The following is an 18,574-nucleotide window of genomic DNA, read 5'->3' as shown; positions in this document are numbered from 1 at the left end:
CTATACTTCGGGGTGAATATTTTCATCTTGCCACGGCAGTACAGTAATACCTATACTACTTATTACAAAATGTACATTAATGATGGCTTCATTGATTCCATTTACATGAATACCATAAAGAGCCATATAGTCTTTAAGGGATAATGTGTGAACAATCTGTTCTGTTTGCACATCAATGATATCTATGGTTACAGGATTATCATCCGCAATACGTAATGTATTGAAGCGATAAACAAATACAGGTTTGGAAGTACCAACCTCAGTTTCTTCAACTCCAACAGGCTTATAAGCAATGGGCAACTTCAAGCTTTGCAACGCAAAGTTGTAGGTAGGAGGTAGTTGATTAATACGAATATAATAAGCACTCGGATTGCTGCGAGTTGACGTAGCAGATGAATAAGCACCATGCAAGAATACCCTGAATTTTATATGAGCACCTTGAAAATGTATGGTATCGTTTTTTACAGGTACAGGAGGTACAGTGAGCAAACGATAGGCATAATAAAGCGAATCATTTGTTGTAACAGTGCTTCCCCCTTCGTAATCGGGGTTAGATAATTCCGCAGTAAGGCGAGCCATCGTATTTTTATCAGTCGTCTTGCTAAATGTATTTCCCCAACAAACCACATGATATTGACCTTGAGGAAGGGTGAGTTTAGTACCCTGATAAGCAGAAAGTTGTGTGCGATCAATAGACAGCTTTGTTACAAGTACATCGTCTGTGTTAAATACATATAGCCAAACATTGGACATTTTCGCAGGAAACAATTCGGTAAGCCCGTCGCCCGTATAACTAAAATAGAGCGTTGAGGAAGTCGGACACGTATCGTCATCTGCATCATCTTTGATACAACCTACAAACAAGACGATAAAAGGTAGCAATATCAACAGTTTTTTAGGGTTCATGGCTAAAAGGTTTAAATAAAAACAGTGACAAAATATACAAACAGAGAAACTAAGGCCTCACACAACTGCAAGGCCTTAGTAAGGCATAGGTTAGTTAGGTTCGAATGTGGGGATCAAAGTCACAGCCGACCATGGTTCCACTGTTACAGTACATATAACGTTGTATTGTATATGCGTTATATCGTCTTGCAGAAAATATGGTTTAATAAGAATCTCAAGATTATATAATTTATTGGCGGCAAAGGTAACCGGAGTTGTACCATCGGTAGTAAAGCCGGTTATATTGAGATATTTCGGTCCGGTTGTTCCTGTAACCAAACTGGGGTTAAATACATTCTGATCGGTAGAGGTAAGACCGGTATAAGCCAAATCAGATAAACGCAAATGTAACTTCGGGGAAGAGCTCAAGCTTTCGGGGAAGAAATTAAATGCATAACACTTACCTGATGTTGGCAAAGGAAGAGCCACATAAGCACCAGTATTATAGTTACTGTAACTGGCTATCTCAGCAAAATCATCACCTGTGAACACCCAGGTACCACCTACGATATTAGAAACAGCAGTCACATTTGCTTTTAAATCAGAAGGAGCACGATTGGTATTTGAATTATAGAAGTTATTCATATAAATACCATCTACCTGACCGGAGAATCCGGTCCAAGCAACGGTTGCACTTACCTGTGCCGTACCAATTGTTTTAGTAACAGTCTCATTTCCGGTATTTGCAAACGCAATCTTGGTTATTTGAAAACGTGATACGATTGGTCTAAGATCCACATGAGCAGCATATGTTTGTCCTACTGTTTCATCGGGAGGAGTTGGCTCGGGAATTAGTGGAGTAATATCCTGATCATCACCAAGGTAAAGCAAAGAGGATACTCCTTGCTGCTGTGCCAACGTCTTGGTTAGCGCAACAGTAGAAATATTAGTACCCTCGTCAGCTAAACTTGCAGCACCCAGATTACCAAAAACATACACTCTACTGGAAGTTTGCGGTACGTTGAGGAATTTAAGACCATCTGTTGAGGTTAGCTTCGTCCATTGATCGCTTGGATTGGCTATACGGGCAGCACGAAGAATAATATTCGAAGCATCGGTAATATAAATATCTACACTTGTTACTACCCCCGGTGTTTGGTCTGCAATAATGTCTACAGGATTACTTGGAGCAGCTTTTGTAGTTGCGCTAGTAGGCCCCGACAAGGTTAGTTGAATAGTCTTTGGTGTCGCAGTGTCCACCGTTGCTGGCTCATCATCATTTGTACATGCCATCAAACTCAAAGCTGTAAAGGCAAGAAGATAATACACTTTTCGTTTCATAATCGTAAGGTTTTTAATTATAAATAATCTATGACCGGGGTAACTGATACACCGTGTAGATACGAAACGATTACAACTATAAAAAGTTTAAGAAAAAGTGTTAAATCACAAGGTCTCCAATAAATATTATTTCAAGGCATAAGGAATTGTAAACCAAAACTCTGAACCAACAGATTTATCAGAGCGTACGCCAATGGTTCCACCAAGCTTTTCTACTATCATTTGGCAAATAGCCAGCCCTAATCCGGTGCCTTGAACAAAGGGATGAAATTTAACAAATCGGTCGAATACCCGTTCACATTGATCCGCAGATAATCCACAACCGGTATCCTTTACATAAAAATAGAGTTTATCCTCTTCTTGTACTTTACAACCTATATGTATTTCTCCTTGCTCCGTGAATTTAATGGCATTATTTATAAAATTAGTGATTACTTGTGTCAGTCTATAGTAATCACTAAACAATCCATCAATAGTAGGATATTCATCAATGATTAATTGCACCAATGGGTTTTTCATACGCAGACAAGCTGTTTGATAAATACCCTCAATTAAATAATTTAAATCAATCTTTTCGAATGAACATTCAAAGATACCGGCTTCAATCTTCGCCAAATCGAGAACATCATTAATGAGTTGTAGCAATATACCATTATTATATTCAATAATCTCGATGTATTCTTTTCTTTCCGTAGCATCTTCGGTATCGGCAAGAATACCTGAGAATCCGATGATGGCATTCAGCGGTGTTCGTATCTCATGGCTCATATTGGCCAAGAATGAAGTCTTCAGGCGATTTGCCTCTTCGGCCTTTTCTTTTGCCTCACGCAAAGCTTGCTCCATCATTTTACTTTCATGGATATCCAGTGAAGCACCGACAACGAGAAGTGGTGCACCTGTTTCATCACGTTTACCTATGGTGACAAATGATTTTGTCCACCGATAATTATCAGTATCATCGTATGCTACAGCACGGTATTCAAACTCCAGCCGTTGTGTAGCACCCGCCATTACCTCATCAATGATTCGATTTGTCAACTGCTTATCGTCGGGATGAACCAACGAACGTATTCCATCGAGCGAATAGGTATTAACATTATATGGCTGAAGATTTTTGGGAAACACGGCACTAAGATCATATTCGAAGCGCCCGGCACGGATATCATAAGTCCAAGGGATCAATTTTACCGCTTTAATCATCAGGCCGTATTTATAATTAAGTAGAGCCAGCTGTTCACGTTTTTCATGAATTTCGGTAATATCGACAATCGCACTTACAATATGATTACCGTTTTCATAAGGCAACATAACCTTGTTCACCTGCAGAAAATGGTCATATTTATCATGTAAATGGCATTTCTGAACACCGGCATACGTATTCTTACTCTTTATTACCTTTTCATCCTGTGCATTCAACTGATTGGCAACTTCTTTGTCGAACAGATCAAAGTGGTTCTTCCGGGCGATACTATTTTGGTCGGGTCGAAGCATTTCATACGCTTTCTTATTCCAAAATACATAGTTCAGATCATTTTCGACACTTTTCACTGTCACGGCTACAGGCAAGTTATTGAGAATCGACTCAAAGTATTGATGTAGTTGCTCACTGCGAAGTCTCTCGCTCTCGAGTTCTGTTATATTATGTAATGTACAAAGTATACGTTTATCATCGAAATACTCCATGCGAACCATTACATAATAGTCTTCTTCAAATAAACTCTGAATCTGCACTTTTGCTTGATGAGACTCTTTTGTATGAAACGTATCCCGAATCATCTGCATCTGATATTCTTGTTCCTGCTCATCGCTAATAAATGCCTTCACAGACATTCCTTCAAGTTCTCTACTCGGTATACCCAAAAAGAGCGGATCTTCCGCATTAAGTATCTTTTGAATAATTCCATCCGCACCAACAAAGCATACAGGTTCTTTTAATGTTTTGAGAATACGGTTGTTAAATTGCAATAACTCCTCCTCTCGTTCTTTATACTTACGTGAACGATGAAGAGAATAAATATATAGGCAAACAATAATAACTAAAGCAAAAACAAACGCTACAAAAGCAAATATACTAACCCGATAAACTTCATAAAATTCTTGAGCTATATTTAAGTGTCTATCACTTAATAGCTGGCTTATCATTTTCATTGTTTTATTTTGTATTAACCGTTTCTAATGTTCAAAACACATACAAAAGTAACAATAATAAGCTACAATGCTCTCCAAAATTTCTGAAAATTTCGATATTTACCATAACAGATTAGTACATCTTTTTCAATGATTCTTTCATTATCAGGAAGTTCATTTGCAATGGTTCCTTCTACGATTGATATACCTACACAGTTCTCCACTTTATTGGCACGCTTAAACCCGATCAGTTTTAGCTGAAACTCCTTATCCAGGTTTAATTCGTTTACGTAATACCCTACAAACTTACGAGGCACCTGAAACTTCATCACATAATACTCCGTATCAATACGGAACGCTTCGATCTGTGTTCCAAAATCAAGCAACTGTACCAAACTTCTTGCAGCATCTTCTTCGGGGGTCAATATCTTATCCAGGCTAAAGGCCTCGAGTACCGATTTATGAACCAGGTCAATGGCACGTGCATAGATATGTTTCACCTTCTTCTGTTTTAACAATGCAACCACCCGGATGGATGCACCAAAGTTTTCGCCAATGGCCACAATCACCACATCGACTGTATTGAGAGGCAATACCGAAAGCGATTGTTCATCTGTCGCATCAATAACAAAAGCCGTAGCTATCTTATCTTTAATACTATCGACTCTACTTTCTATATTATCGGCTCCAATGATCTCGTGTCCCAGTGTAGCCAATTCTTCGGCCAACACATGTCCATAGTTTCCTAAACCAATGATGATATACTTCATAAGAAATTGACTAATTAGTTAATTATAATATTATCGCTCGGGTAATGATATTTGAGATGCTTTTTCTGTTTCACAATACCCATTACCAGTGTTATCAATCCGACTCTGCCTATAAACATCAAGGCAGAGACCAACAGCTTGCTATCATCACCGAGCAAGGCGGTTGTGTTTAAACTAGATCCGACGGTACTCAATGCCGATATACATTCAAACGTAAGTGCCAACAATGAAATATCCGGTTCCCATATACTTAACGTGAAAATAAAACAGAAAAGTAGCACCAACGACAGTACGGCTGTTGCGTTAGAACGACGGATAGAGTCGTGCGACAACTCACGTCCGAATACTTCGACCCGGTCGGAGCCTAACAAGATGGCTCTCAGGTTAAGCACCATTACTGCAAAAGCATTGACTTTAATACCGCCTGCTGTAGATTGTGCCGCACCACCGATCCACATCAATAACATATATACCAGAATTGTCTGCACACCAAACGTAGTCAGTTCAATACTATTAAATCCTGCTGTTCTCGGACAAGCGGCATTAAAGAAAGCATGTGTCCACTTATCCACTACGGGCATTCCTGCAAATGAGGCGTTCCACTCAAAAACAGCAATAGCCAGTGTACCCACCAATAGCAATAAGAAAGTGACCACCAATACAATCTTGGTATTCAAATTATATAAATGCTGCTTTCGGTATCTACCAAAACGTCGGGTGCATATAAACTTCCAGACACGTCCCAGATGATACAGAGCAATATCTTTAAAGTTAACCAAAATCGGAAATCCGATACCTCCCAGAATAATTAGAAAAGAAACTGATATATACAGCCAGTTGTGTCCTGTCATCACCATCGGATTGCCGAGGTTACCCGTCAAGGTAGAGAATCCTGCGTTGCAGAAAGCAGAGATAGAGTGAAAAGCAGAGAATGCCAGTTCTTCTTCAAAGCTCATTCCGAGTGTACCTTGAATACTGAACCAGATAGCTACCATCCCCACCCCTTCTATCACCAATGTAAAACCCAGTATATAAAGCAAGGTCGACAGCAGCGAACTCAACGAGTTAGAACTCACCATATCGCGTACCACCAACTGGTTATAAAGTGACGTATTTCCCATAAAGAACATCGCAAAAAAGCTAGTCAGTGTCATCACGCCCAAACCACCAATCTGAATGAGCAAGATGATGATGATCAATCCTCCTGTTGTAAAGGTTGTCGATACATCCACCGGAGTCAATCCGGTTACGCATACCGCACTGGTCGATACGAACAAAGCATCCACCCACGAAATTCCGTTAATGGTGCATCGCGGTAGCATCAACAGCCCCATTCCAATGAGAATAATACTCAGAAAGCTTACCGCCAGAATCAAGGATGGGTTGGTACGCCTTCCCAGTAGTCTCACCAATCCGTTCGAGAGGTTCAACAATGAAAACAGCAGCAACAAAATAATATGATAGAACTTACCATCCAGAAAGCTCCATATCTGTAGCACCACCCCATTCTCTTCAGGACGATTAAAGATGACCGGAATCAATGTTAAGTAAAGCAACCAACTTAGGGTCCATGCCAATTTTCTATAGTTTCTCTTTACCTTCCTGTATTCCAGTAGCACATGCAGTGTTACATCGATCAGAAAAATAATCCACACTACCTGATAGAGCGAGTTGAGCCTATTTACCTCTTCCAATGAAAGTGGAAATCCATGTTCATACACAACTCCTATCAACAATGCCACCGAAGCCAGATATGTTATTCCGGTTATCAACCAAAAAAGCAACCGTACGTACGGTTGCAATAATTTATTTTGATACAAGAGTAGTTTATGATAGAGCTTCATCACAAAAAGCCTTTTTATATTCGTTGCAAACATAATGAAAATAACGTTCAAAAGCGATTCTTTGGAGGCAAATTAATCAGGATATTGAAAATAATACGTACTTTTGGCATCCAAAACACCAAAACATCCTAGTATGAGTAATAAAACAAAGAGGTACATGCTACCCGAAGAAGAAATTCCGCATTATTGGTACAATATACAAGCCGATATGGTTAACAAGCCTATGCCCCCGTTGCATCCCGGCACCAAACAACCGTTGAAAGCCGAAGACCTATATCCGATATTCGCCGAAGAGTTATCCCGCCAGGAGCTGAATCAAACCGATCAATGGATCGAGATTCCCGAAGAAGTTCGCGAGATGTATAAATACTATCGTTGTACCCCTCTGGTTCGCGCCTATGGTTTGGAGAAAGCACTCGGCACACCGGCACACATCTATTTCAAGAACGAAAGTGTCAGCCCCGTAGGCTCGCACAAACTCAACTCCGCCCTCCCTCAAGCTTACTACTGCAAGAAAGAAGGAGTAGAGAATGTAACAACCGAAACCGGAGCCGGACAATGGGGTACTGCCCTGTCTTATGCAGCCAAAGTATTCGGTCTCGAAGCAGCCGTTTATCAGGTAAAGATCAGCTACGAGCAGAAACCCTATCGTCGTAGTATCATGCAAACGTTCGGTGCACAAGTCACCCCTTCTCCTTCGATGTCTACCCGTGCAGGAAAAAATATTCTTACTGCCCACCCTAACTATCAAGGTTCTCTGGGTACGGCTATTTCCGAAGCGATCGAGTTGGCACAAACTACTCCTAATTGCAAATACACCCTTGGTTCGGTCATGAGTCATGTTACGTTGCACCAAACTATCATCGGTCTTGAAGCTGAGAAGCAAATGGCGTTGGCAGGCGAGTATCCCGATGTAGTGATCGGTTGCTTCGGCGGAGGTTCCAACTTTGGCGGTATCTCTTTCCCATTCATGCGCCACAACCTGCTCGAAGGTAAAAAGACCCGCTTTGTAGCTGCCGAGCCGGATTCTTGCCCCAAGCTTACCCGTGGCAAGTTCCAATACGACTTTGGTGATGAAGCCGGATACACTCCCCTATTGCCCATGTTTACCCTGGGGCATAACTTTGCTCCTGCCAATATTCATGCCGGTGGTCTTCGTTACCACGGTGCAGGCGTTATTGTATCTCAACTACTCAAAGACGGACTGATGGAAGCGGTCGATATCAAACAGATCGAATCGTTCGAGGCAGGTTGCCTCTTTGCACAAGCCGAAGGTATCATCCCTGCCCCCGAATCGTGTCATGCCATTGCAGCAGCTATTCGCGAAGCCAACGAATGCAAAGAAACCGGAGAAGAAAGAGTGATTCTTTTCAACCTTTCCGGTCATGGACTGATCGATATGGCTTCTTACGATAAATACCTCTCCGGCGACTTAGTGAACTACGCACTGACCGACGATGATATACAAAAAAATATTGATGCCATTGGTGATCTGATATCATAAACAGAAGCAAACAGCATCTTACCAACACAAAGGATCTTACCCGCCGTACAGCGACGAGTAGGGTCCTTTTCTTGTATCCTGTATCTTTTTTGCACAAAAACAAAACATTTGTAAACAGAAGTGAAAGTATTTCATCTTATTTTAGAAATATGAGAAACAATATAGTCGATCATCCATAAACAAACACTCTATATTTGCCATACAAGTGTAATCAAGTAAAACCTTTATTAACTATTATGGAAAACATTTCAAGATTCCTATTCACGGCAATCTTCTTACTCGCCGGCCTTCACATACAGGCACAAAGCCTTACTGTGACAGGAAAAGTTGTAGACAGTGACGGATTTGAAGTCATTGGTGCGAATGTAACAATCAAAGGTACTCCGGGTAGCGGAACCATTACCGACCTCGATGGCAAGTATTCGCTCAAAGTAAATAACCCCTCTCAAGACATTCTCGTATTCACCTACATCGGAATGAACTCTCAGGAAATAGCCGTTAAAGGTCGTAACCAAATCGATGTTACGCTCAAAACCGATGCCGTTATGCTCGACGAAGTAGTAGCCATTGGCTATGGAACCTCCAAACGCAAAGACCTCACAGGTTCTGTTGTTTCCGTCAAAAGCGATGAGCTTCTCAAAGTACCGACTTCGGATATCACACAAGCTCTTGCGGGACGTGTAGCCGGAGTACAAGTTTCTCAGAGCGAAGGTGCTCCGGGTGCCTCTATCTCTATTCGTGTGCGTGGCGGTATATCAATAACACAAAGCAATGAACCGCTTTACATCATCGATGGTTTCCCTAGTGAAGACGGCTTATCCAACCTCGATCCTGCCGAGATAGAAACAATCGATATTCTGAAAGACGCCTCTTCAACTGCTATCTATGGTGCCCGTGGTGCCAATGGTGTTGTGGTTATCACCACAAAGAGCGGTGCCAAGAACGAACAAAAGATGTCTATCACGTTCGATAGTTATGTCGGCTTCAAAAACATATCAAACAAACTCTCTACACTCTCAACCAAAGAATTCGCCCTGCTCGACTATGAACGTCGCATCAGTGCCGGCAAAGACTTCGACAAAGACGTACAAGGCTTCGAAAAGATCTATGGCAAATTCAGCGATCTCGATATCAACTACGGCAACCGCCCGGGAGTCGATTGGCAGGAAGAGACTTTAGGACGCACTGCCATTACTCAAAACTACCGTGTAGGTATTGCCGGTGGCAACAAAGACCTGAAATACAACCTGGGATACTCTTATTTCAAAGACCAAGGTGCTATGCTGTATAGTGGCAACGATAAACATAACATTTCGTTCGGTATCAATCACAACGCCTCCGACCGTTTGCAAGTCACTGCCCGTGCTACCTTCGACCAGATAAAGACCTATGGCATGGGTACTTCCGAGAATGGCGACCGCTTCAACAAGATGCAGCACATCCTTCAGTACCGTCCTACAGTAGGCATGGCCGGATCGGACGATATGCTATTGACCGGCATGGACCCCCTGCTCGAGGATGAAAGCAGAAACGTTATGCAGAACCCACTTATCTCGGCAGCAGAAGAGCTGAATAACAAAGAATTCCGCACGTTTCAGGCCAATGCCGGGCTAACCTTTAAACTGATGAAAGGGCTCACTTTCCGCAACAATACAGGCATGCGTTATCAAACCCGTCGTTACGATATTTTCTTTGGCGATCAATCCATGACTGCCATCCGTAGCAATATCAACGGTAGTATTCAGAACTCAGAAGCCGGTAGCTTCCAAAGCTCCAACGTGCTTACCTACGATTTCAATAAGCACAAACACCACCTCACGATCATGGGAGGCCAGGAGTACGTATCTTACTGGACACGCTTCTTTAAAGCCAGTTCAAGCAACTTCCCCAACGATGTCATCGGACTGGGCGATTTATCCCTCGGTACTACCCCCGGCGTTCCTCAATCCGGTGTTAATTATGATGATAAGTTACTCTCCTTCTTCGGTCGTGCCAACTATAGCTTTGCCGATAAGTACATCTTCACCGCTTCTCTCCGTGCCGATGGTTCTTCCAAATTCGGTCCCAATAGTAAGTGGGGCTATTTCCCTGCCGTATCGGGTGCATGGCGTGTATGCGAAGAAGATTTTATTCAAAGCCTCAACCTCTTCTCCGATCTCAAACTCCGTGTCGGATATGGTATGGCAGGCAATAACCGCATCGGTAGCTATGGAGCGTTAGATATTCTCGGATCGGTTACCTACCCTATTGGTGACGGCACAGCTCCCGGCTATGCCCCCAAGCAGATACCCAATCCCGACCTCCGATGGGAATCCAACAACACCTTCAATCTGGGTATCGATATGGGTTTCTTTAACCAGCGCCTCACAGTATCGCCCGAGTTCTATGTTAATCGTAGCACCCATTTATTGCTCGATTCGCGTGTACCCTCTTCTTCGGGTTTCAGCAATATGTTGCGCAACATTGGCGAGACCCAAAACCTGGGTATCGATCTTACTATTACCTCGGTCAACTACGATACCAAAACTTTTGGCTGGACTACCAATCTCAACTTCTCTCACAACAAAAATACCATCAAAGCACTTTCGGGTGAGGCATTTTTCCTCGAAGAAGCCAATTTCGGTTATAGCCAGAAAACCCATAAGATCAAAGTAGGCAAACCTCTCGGACAGTTCTACGGATACCAAACTCTTGGCGTTTACGAAGTCGATGATTTCGATTACAACCCCACCACCCAAACCTATCTAGTCAAAGAGGGCATTGCTACTCCCTCCAATATCAAACGCGAACAAGTACGTCCCGGTATGTGGAAGTTTGCCAACCTATCGGGCGACGATACGGTAATCGACGAAAACGACAAAACCGTCATCGGCAACGCTACTCCCCTCTTCTACGGAGGTTTCAACAATAACTTCCGTTACAAGAATTTTGACCTGAGCGTGTTCTTCACTTTCAGCTATGGAGGCGAAGTACTCAACGCTACCAAACTGACCAATACCAAAGCCGGACGCAGCAATAAAAACATCCTCGATGCTGCCAACAGTTCCAATCGTTTCATGACCATCAATGGCGACGGACAGATCATTACCGATCCGGTCGAACTGGCAACCATCAACCGCGGCAAAACAGTAGCTGCCTACCACGATCTCGAAGACGGTGATAAATATATTCACTCCTGGGGAGTCGAAGACGCTTCTTACCTCAAACTAAGCAACATCACACTCGGATACAATTTCCCCAAGATGTTGGTCAAGAAAGCATCTATCCAGAGCCTGCGCCTATACGCAACAGCAAGCAATCTTTTTACACTCACCAAGTACACCGGCTTAGACCCCGAAGTATCTACCCGCGGTTACGGTCTTACTCCCGGTGTCGATTTTGGTGCCTATCCACGTAGCCGTTCGTTTGTGTTCGGTATTAACTTAGCATTCTAAAACTACAAAAACTCACTACATGAAAACCTATACATTTCTATGTACCCTTGCAGCTACGATGCTGTTCAGTACTTCTTGTCAGGATCTCTTAAAAGAACAACCCGACTCCTATTACGAAAAAGAGAATTTCTTCCAAGCCGTATCCAATGCCGAAATGGCCGTTACCGGTATCTATGATGTCATGGCCAAGCTAGATCATTACGGACAATACGAGATGGCGATGCCCTGCTCCGACGATACCTATTTCATCGACGGAACGGGTTCCGACAACACTCGTCGCGACATTGCCCACTACACCATATCCTCCTCCAATGACTGGATCGAGTCCGTGTGGCAGTACAAATACCAAGGCATCGACAGAGCCAACTACGCAATTCAAGGCATCGAACAGATGCCCGAGTATGCAGCCAATGACTCCCGTGTCATACCATTGGTAGCACAAGCCCGTTTCCTTCGTGCCTTTTTCGCCTTCGATCTGGTTCGATACTTTGGCGATGTGCCTTTCAAAACCACTTATACAGCCAACCACGAAGACGCCTTCCAACCTCGTAGCAACCGCGAAGTTATTTATGACCAGATCATTGCCGACCTCGATTATGCCAAGAACAATCTCCCCTGGGGTAGTAGCGGAAGTAGCCCCGAACGAGCTACCCAAGGAGCTGCCCGCGCCTTGTTGATGCGTGTATATCTGCAACGTGCCGGCTATAGCCTTCAACTTGATGGCCGTACTACCCGCCCTGCCGACGATAAGCGCAAAGCTTATTTCGAAGCGGTTATCAATGAGTGGCAAGCCTTCCAGGCCAATGGCTACCATACCTTCGATGCCGAAGGTTATCAGGCACTCTTCAAACGCTTCTCATTCGGTAGCCTCAACTCTACCGAGAGCCTGTTCGAAATTGCCTTCTATACCCCCGACGGTAGTCGGGAAGATGCCGGCAACTGGGGCACGTACAATGGTCCTAAAGTAGCCGAACCCGATAAGAGTGCCGATAAGTCAGCCGTTATGGGTCGTGCCAATGCTTTCTTCCGTGCCGTACCCGAATGGAGAGGATTCTTCGAACCCACCGATGCCCGTCGCGACGTTATGATCTGCACCTACCAGTACGAATGGAAGAACGGTAAACACGTCAAGAAAGAAAACGCCATGGATGTAACCAAGGAGCAATGGTATCCCGGCAAATGGCGTCGTGAGTGGATGCCCATTGGTTACAAAGAGCCCAACAACACCGATGTCAATTACTGCGTACTTCGCTATGCCGACGTAGTGTTGATGGCAGCCGAAGCCTATAATGAGCTGGGCAGCACTACCCAAGCCTGGGCTCTTCTCAACAGTGTTCGTTCCCGCTCGGGTGCTACTCCCATCACTATGGCCAATTATGCAAGCCTGCTCAAAGCCCCTCGTGTATACAACCTTCCTTATATAGACGATACCGACGAAAAAGGAAAGTTCCGCACCGCCCTTTACTGGGAGCGAGGTTTCGAGCTGGCCTTCGAAGGTCAGCGCAAATACGACCTCATTCGTTGGAATGTACTTGCCGATGCCCTGACCCTATTTGGCGAAAACATCGCCCCCAAGCTTAAAAAGGCGAATATCTATCCCGCTTATCTTAACTTTACCAAAGGCAAACACGAGCTTTTCCCTATCCCCTTAGATGAGATTCAGCTCAATAAAAAGCTGGAGGGGATACAGAATCCGGGATATTAATTCGATCAATAACTCTCATTTCTAAACAGATAAAGTATAGTTCCCGGTGTCTATTCTTTATCTGTTTTTCTTTTTTAATATCTCATTCACACGATTATACAACAGATATGCTTACCTTTGATGCATGAATTTACATGGTATCTATAAAATGAGTACAAGGAAAAAAATAGCTCTTCTTTTTATCGTCCTTACAACAGGAATCCATTGGGCATCAGCCATCCCTACCGAACCCATTAACTTTTCGTATATATCTCTCAATGACGGTCTTTCTCAGAGTACCGTTTTTGCTATCGATCAGGACAAACGCAACAATATGTGGTTTGCCACGTACGATGGCGTCAATAAGTACGACGGATATGCCTTTACTGTGTATCAGCACGATTCATCCAACCCCAATAGTCTTGCCAATGACATTGCCCGCACGGTATTTACCGACAGCAGAGGTCGTGTATGGATTGGCACACGAGACGGTCTTTCTCTTTACAACGAAGAGAAAGACCTCTTCCACAATTTCTTTTACCAGAAAGACGGAAAGAACACACAAGTCAACAGTATTGTCGAGTACACCCCCGACCAGTTATTGATAAGTACCAACAACGGACTGTTGCTGTTCAACATCACCCGATCGGAGTTTGTCGACAATGCACTCTCTCCCGCTCTCCATACCCTCGAAGCCTCTACCCTGAGTAAGCAAGGTTCCGAGGTTTATATCGGTACCAACAATGGTCTTTATGTCTACTCCATTCCCACAAAGCAGCTCGACATGGTTTCCAGCACGCTTTCCAACAAGCGCATCCAAGCCGTTCTAAAACAATCGCCCACCCGTCTTTGGGTAGCTACCGAGGGACAAGGGCTGTACCTGTTCAACCCCAAAACCCAAGAGATAAAGAACTACACCCACATCCCGGGCAATGCCAAGAGCATTAGTTCCAATTACATTCGTTCGTTGGCACTCGACTCACAGAACCGTTTGTGGATCGGAACCTTCAACGATCTCAATATCTACCACGAAGGTACCGACTCCTTCAGCTCCTATACGAGCAACCCTGTCAAGAGCGGTAGCCTCTCGCAGCAATCCGTACGTAGCATCTTTATGGATTCTCAAGGCGGCATGTGGCTCGGCACCTACTTCGGTGGTCTCAACTACTACCATCCCCTTAAGAACCGCTTCCAGAATATCAAGCGTATTCCCTACCAAAACTCACTCAATGACAACGTAGTGAGCTGTATTGTCGAAGACAAGCATCGCAACCTCTGGATAGGTACCAACGATGGCGGTCTCAATCTTTACAACCCCACCACCAAGCACTTTACTTACTACACCCTGCAAGATGGCAAGTCGGGCGGCATCCGTTCCAATAACATCAAGGCAGTATATGTCGACGAGTCCAAGAACCTTGTTTATATCGGCACGCACGCAGGCGGTCTGAGTGTACTCAACCGTCAGTCCGGTCGTATCGAGCATTTCAATCCTCAAAACAGCGAACTCATCGACCAGAACATCTATGCCATCCTGCCCGATGATGCCAATCACCTTTGGTTGGGTACCCTGAGCGGTCTCGTACGTTTCAACCCCGATAAGCGCACCTTTTCCACTATCCAGCAAGAACAAGACGGCACACCGATCAAGAACCGTCGCATCACCACACTCTTTCGCGACTCTCAACGTCGCCTTTGGGTCGGTGGCGAAGAAGGGCTGGCTACCTATACCACCCGCAACGGCGAGGTTCAATCCACTGCCATCCTACCCGGAAACTCCTCTCTGCTCAACTCCTTCGTCAACTGCATCTACCAAGCCGCCAACGGTACGTTCTGGATCGGTACGCGCGAAGGTGTCTACGGCTACAACGAGAAGAAGAAAGAGCTACACCACTACACCACTGCCAATGGTCTTCCCAACAATGTACTTTACGGTATCCTCGAAGATTCCTCCGGCCGTTTGTGGATGAGCACCAACAAAGGGCTCACCTGCTTCAATTCCGAAACCGAGAAGTTCCGCAACTTTACCGAGTCCGATGGTATCCAGAGCAACCAGTTCAACACTTCGTCTTATTGCCGCACAGCCAACGGACAGATGTATTTTGGCGGTATCAACGGTATCACTACCTTCCGTCCCGAGTTGCTTATCGACAACCCTTATACCCCTGCGGTAGTCATCACCAATCTTCGTTTGTTCAATAAGATTGTTCGCCCCGACGATGAAACCGGCATCCTCACCAAGAACATCTCCGATACCCGCAGCATTACCCTTGCCGCCGACCAATCTACCTTTTCGCTCGAGTTCGTTGTATCCAACTACATCTCCGGGCGTCACAACACCTTTGCCTATAAGCTCGATGGCTTCGACAAAGAGTGGTATACACTTACCGACCAGCGCAACGTGTCTTACTCCAACCTCCCACAAGGCACCTATGAGTTTCTGGTCAAGGCTGCCAATAGCGATGGCAAGTGGAACGAAGTCCCTACCGCTCTCCAAATCACCGTGCTCCCTATCTGGTACAAAACCTGGTGGGCCATTCTTCTGTTCTTTTTCATCTTTGCAGGCTTCATCACGTTCGTGTTCCGTTTCTTCTGGATGCGCAAAAGCATGGAGTCGCAACTCGAACTCGAACGCATGGACAAGATACGTCAAGAAGAGATCAACCAGATGAAGATGCGCTTCTTCATCAACATCTCCCACGAGCTTCGCACGCCCCTTACCTTGATTCTTGCCCCCTTGCAAGACATCATGAACCGTATTAGCGACCGCTGGACCCGCTCACAGTTAGACTACATACAGCGCAATGCCAATCGCCTGCTCCATCTGGTCAATCAACTTATGGACTATCGCCGTGCCGAGTTAGGCGTGTTCGAGCTTAAAGTTCAGCGAGGCAATGCCCATCAACTCGTACAGGAGAACTTCCTCTTCTACGACAAACTTGCGCGTCATAAAAAGATCCATTATGCGTTCCATTCCGAGCTCGACGACAAAGAAGAACTCTTCGATGCCAATTACCTCGAGCTCATTGTCAACAACCTCCTGTCTAACGCTTTCAAATATACCGAAGCCGGACAGAGCATCACCGTTACCCTCAAAGAAACCGATGGTAACCTCCTCCTGCAAGTAAGCGATACCGGCATCGGCATCCCCATCAATAAGCAAGGACGCATCTTCGAACGCTTCTATCAAATCGAGAGCGAACACGTAGGCAGTGGCATCGGTCTTTCGCTTATCCAGCGTCTTGTCGAGCTACATCACGGCCATATCGAACTCCAGAGCGAAGAAGGCAAAGGCAGCACCTTTTCCGTCTACCTTCCTCAGAGCCCATCGGCCTATACCTCTACCGAGCTTGCTCCCCTTACCCTCGAAGAAAGTAGTGAGAGCAACGCCCACTCTACCAATTCCAAAGAGATGTACTTCATCGATACCGAAAAGATCGAAAACGAAGTCATTGAGTCGGCCGACAAGAAGCGCGGCACCATTCTCATCGTCGAAGACAATCAAGAGATACTCCAATACCTCAGCAACGGTCTTTCCGAACTCTTTAACACCCTGCAGGCAAGCAATGGCGAAGCAGCACTCGATGTCTTAAAAGAGCACGAGGTCGATATTGTCATCACCGACGTGATGATGCCTGTCATGGACGGTATCAAGCTTTGCAAAGCCATCAAGCAGAACATTCGTACCTGCCACATCCCCGTTATTATCCTTTCGGCCAAGACCGATGTAAAAGACCAGATGGAAGGTCTTCAAGTAGGAGCCGACGACTATATGCCCAAACCCTTCTCACTATCGGTGATGACGGCCAAGATACAGAACATGCTTCGTACCCGTCGCCGTATGCTCGAGCGTTATTCCAAAACCCTCGAAGTAGAGCCCGAGAAGATCACCTTCAATGCCATGGACGAAGCCCTGCTTAAACGTGCCGTTGCCATTGTCGAAAAGAATATGGACAATATCGAATTCTCTACCGATGAGTTTGCCCGCGAGATGAATATGAGCCGTTCCAATCTTCACCTTAAGCTCAAAGCCATTACCGGCGAGTCTACCATCGACTTCATTCGTAAAATCCGCTTTGGCGAAGCCTGCAAGCTCCTTAAAGACGGTCGCTATACCGTTTCCGAGGTCAGTAGCATGGTTGGTTTCAACACCCCTTCTTATTTTGCCACCAGCTTTAAGAAGTACTTCGGATGCCTTCCTACCGAGTATATCAAGCAATTCAAAGGATCTTAAAACAGCAAAAAACTCCCGGCACACACATCACTATGTGGCCGGGAGTTTTCTTCTATATTACCCCTGCGGGGTTTGTATCGTTACAGCGTCATTGCCTGTACACCCAATGCACCTGCAATGGCTCCCGCCACTGCGATCACTACTTTCAAGATTACACTCCAAATCGATTTTTTCATAGACTTCTTTCTTGTTTTTCTTTACGTTAATACTTCTATTCGAACGGGTTCTCGGGTTCTCCTTCGCCCTCTTCACCTTCCTTTGTCAGGTATGCTTTCATCAGGTCGGCATGCGCAAACTGTACCCCTTGCAACAAAGCTTTGGTCGTACCTGCTCCCGGCGTTCTGGTATACTCGGGTGTAAACTGACATTGCAATGACGATACCTGGTTCGGGTTCACCTTCTCTGCCGTCTCCACTCCCTTTCCGTTGCTTCTCACTCTCATGGTAAAGGTTCCAAGCCCTTCCAGCCGCACCGTTCTGCTGTTCAGCAGTTCTCTGCGCATCACTACCATCAGGTTGGTTACCACATTTTGCACATCACCCACTGTCAGCGACGACTTTTCTGCAATCACATCAGCCAGCTGCTTTGTGTTTACCGTTTTGCCCACTTTCACCAAACTAAGGTGCCATTTTTTCACTCCGTTCTTGTCTGCAATCGGCGATTGTATCGCCCTGTAAAATAAAGGCATAATTACCTCCTCTTTTTAATGTTACTAATCGTTTTTTTCATTCTCATTTCGTTGATCAACATT

At 44.8% G+C, this 18,574-nt stretch carries 11 protein-coding genes; 4 read left to right on the top strand and 7 right to left on the bottom strand.

Translation table 11 applies throughout. The annotated features are described in order from the left end of the window. The 5 genes from TY03_RS21605 to TY03_RS16835 all read right to left on the bottom strand — a co-directional run bounded on the left by TY03_RS21605 (position 1) and on the right by TY03_RS16835 (position 6,967). Entirely contained in the window at positions 1–906 is a 906-nt protein-coding gene (locus TY03_RS21605) for a FimB/Mfa2 family fimbrial subunit (protein WP_052332535.1), read from the bottom strand. Between the two features lie 90 nt (positions 907–996). After that, positions 997–2,226, bottom strand: coding sequence for a hypothetical protein (locus TY03_RS16850; protein ID WP_042372079.1), 1,230 nt, complete (start codon positions 2,224–2,226; stop codon positions 997–999). Between the two features lie 126 nt (positions 2,227–2,352). Continuing rightward, positions 2,353–4,374, bottom strand: a complete 2,022-nt coding sequence (locus tag TY03_RS21600) for a PAS domain-containing sensor histidine kinase (protein WP_052332534.1) — start codon at positions 4,372–4,374, stop codon at positions 2,353–2,355. Between the two features lie 62 nt (positions 4,375–4,436). Beyond that, positions 4,437–5,123, bottom strand: coding sequence for a potassium channel family protein (locus tag TY03_RS16840; protein WP_042372076.1), 687 nt, complete (start codon positions 5,121–5,123; stop codon positions 4,437–4,439). Positions 5,124–5,137: 14 nt separating this feature from the next. After that, a complete protein-coding gene (locus TY03_RS16835) occupies positions 5,138–6,967 on the bottom strand; it encodes a TrkH family potassium uptake protein (RefSeq protein WP_042372074.1) in 1,830 nt (609 codons plus the stop codon). Positions 6,968–7,100: 133 nt separating this feature from the next. Between TY03_RS16835 and TY03_RS16830 the strand changes: the two genes are divergently transcribed. From TY03_RS16830 to TY03_RS16815, 4 genes are all read left to right on the top strand, one after another. Then, positions 7,101–8,471, top strand: a complete 1,371-nt coding sequence (locus tag TY03_RS16830; RefSeq protein ID WP_042372072.1) for a TrpB-like pyridoxal phosphate-dependent enzyme — start codon at positions 7,101–7,103, stop codon at positions 8,469–8,471. 236 nt (positions 8,472–8,707) lie between these two features. Then, a complete protein-coding gene (locus tag TY03_RS16825) occupies positions 8,708–11,905 on the top strand; it encodes a SusC/RagA family TonB-linked outer membrane protein (RefSeq protein WP_052332533.1) in 3,198 nt (1,065 codons plus the stop codon). Positions 11,906–11,924: 19 nt separating this feature from the next. Next, complete coding sequence (locus TY03_RS16820; RefSeq protein ID WP_042372070.1) at positions 11,925–13,610, top strand: RagB/SusD family nutrient uptake outer membrane protein; 1,686 nt, start codon at positions 11,925–11,927, stop codon at positions 13,608–13,610. Positions 13,611–13,758: 148 nt separating this feature from the next. Beyond that, entirely contained in the window at positions 13,759–17,823 is a 4,065-nt protein-coding gene (locus tag TY03_RS16815) for a hybrid sensor histidine kinase/response regulator transcription factor (protein WP_042372280.1), read from the top strand. An 80-nt stretch (positions 17,824–17,903) separates the two neighbouring features. Here the strand turns inward: TY03_RS16815 and TY03_RS22560 are convergent, their stop codons facing one another. After that, on the bottom strand, positions 17,904–17,999 hold the full coding sequence (locus tag TY03_RS22560; RefSeq protein ID WP_154663606.1) for a smalltalk protein: 96 nt from the start codon (positions 17,997–17,999) through the stop codon (positions 17,904–17,906). 35 nt (positions 18,000–18,034) lie between these two features. Continuing rightward, complete coding sequence (locus TY03_RS16810) at positions 18,035–18,511, bottom strand: HU family DNA-binding protein (RefSeq protein WP_042372067.1); 477 nt, start codon at positions 18,509–18,511, stop codon at positions 18,035–18,037. Positions 18,512–18,574: the final 63 nt, after the last annotated feature.

Origin of the sequence: Bacteroides neonati, from assembly GCF_000499785.1 — a bacterium.
GTDB lineage: Bacteria > Bacteroidota > Bacteroidia > Bacteroidales > Bacteroidaceae > Bacteroides > Bacteroides neonati.
This window is presented reverse-complemented; position numbering and strand designations above follow the sequence as displayed.

Excerpts from the sequence above, each read along its gene's own strand:
- TY03_RS21605 (WP_052332535.1), bottom strand. The coding sequence starts at position 906 with ATGAACCCTAAAAAACTGTTGATATTGCTACCTTTTATCGTCTTGTTT.
- TY03_RS16850 (WP_042372079.1), bottom strand. The coding sequence starts at position 2,226 with ATGAAACGAAAAGTGTATTATCTTCTTGCCTTTACAGCTTTGAGTTTG.
- TY03_RS21600 (WP_052332534.1), bottom strand. The coding sequence starts at position 4,374 with ATGAAAATGATAAGCCAGCTATTAAGTGATAGACACTTAAATATAGCT.
- TY03_RS16840 (WP_042372076.1), bottom strand. The coding sequence starts at position 5,123 with ATGAAGTATATCATCATTGGTTTAGGAAACTATGGACATGTGTTGGCC.
- TY03_RS16835 (WP_042372074.1), bottom strand. The coding sequence starts at position 6,967 with ATGAAGCTCTATCATAAACTACTCTTGTATCAAAATAAATTATTGCAA.
- TY03_RS16830 (WP_042372072.1), top strand. The coding sequence starts at position 7,101 with ATGAGTAATAAAACAAAGAGGTACATGCTACCCGAAGAAGAAATTCCG.
- TY03_RS16825 (WP_052332533.1), top strand. The coding sequence starts at position 8,708 with ATGGAAAACATTTCAAGATTCCTATTCACGGCAATCTTCTTACTCGCC.
- TY03_RS16820 (WP_042372070.1), top strand. The coding sequence starts at position 11,925 with ATGAAAACCTATACATTTCTATGTACCCTTGCAGCTACGATGCTGTTC.
- TY03_RS16815 (WP_042372280.1), top strand. The coding sequence starts at position 13,759 with ATGAGTACAAGGAAAAAAATAGCTCTTCTTTTTATCGTCCTTACAACA.
- TY03_RS22560 (WP_154663606.1), bottom strand. The coding sequence starts at position 17,999 with ATGAAAAAATCGATTTGGAGTGTAATCTTGAAAGTAGTGATCGCAGTG.
- TY03_RS16810 (WP_042372067.1), bottom strand. The coding sequence starts at position 18,511 with ATGCCTTTATTTTACAGGGCGATACAATCGCCGATTGCAGACAAGAAC.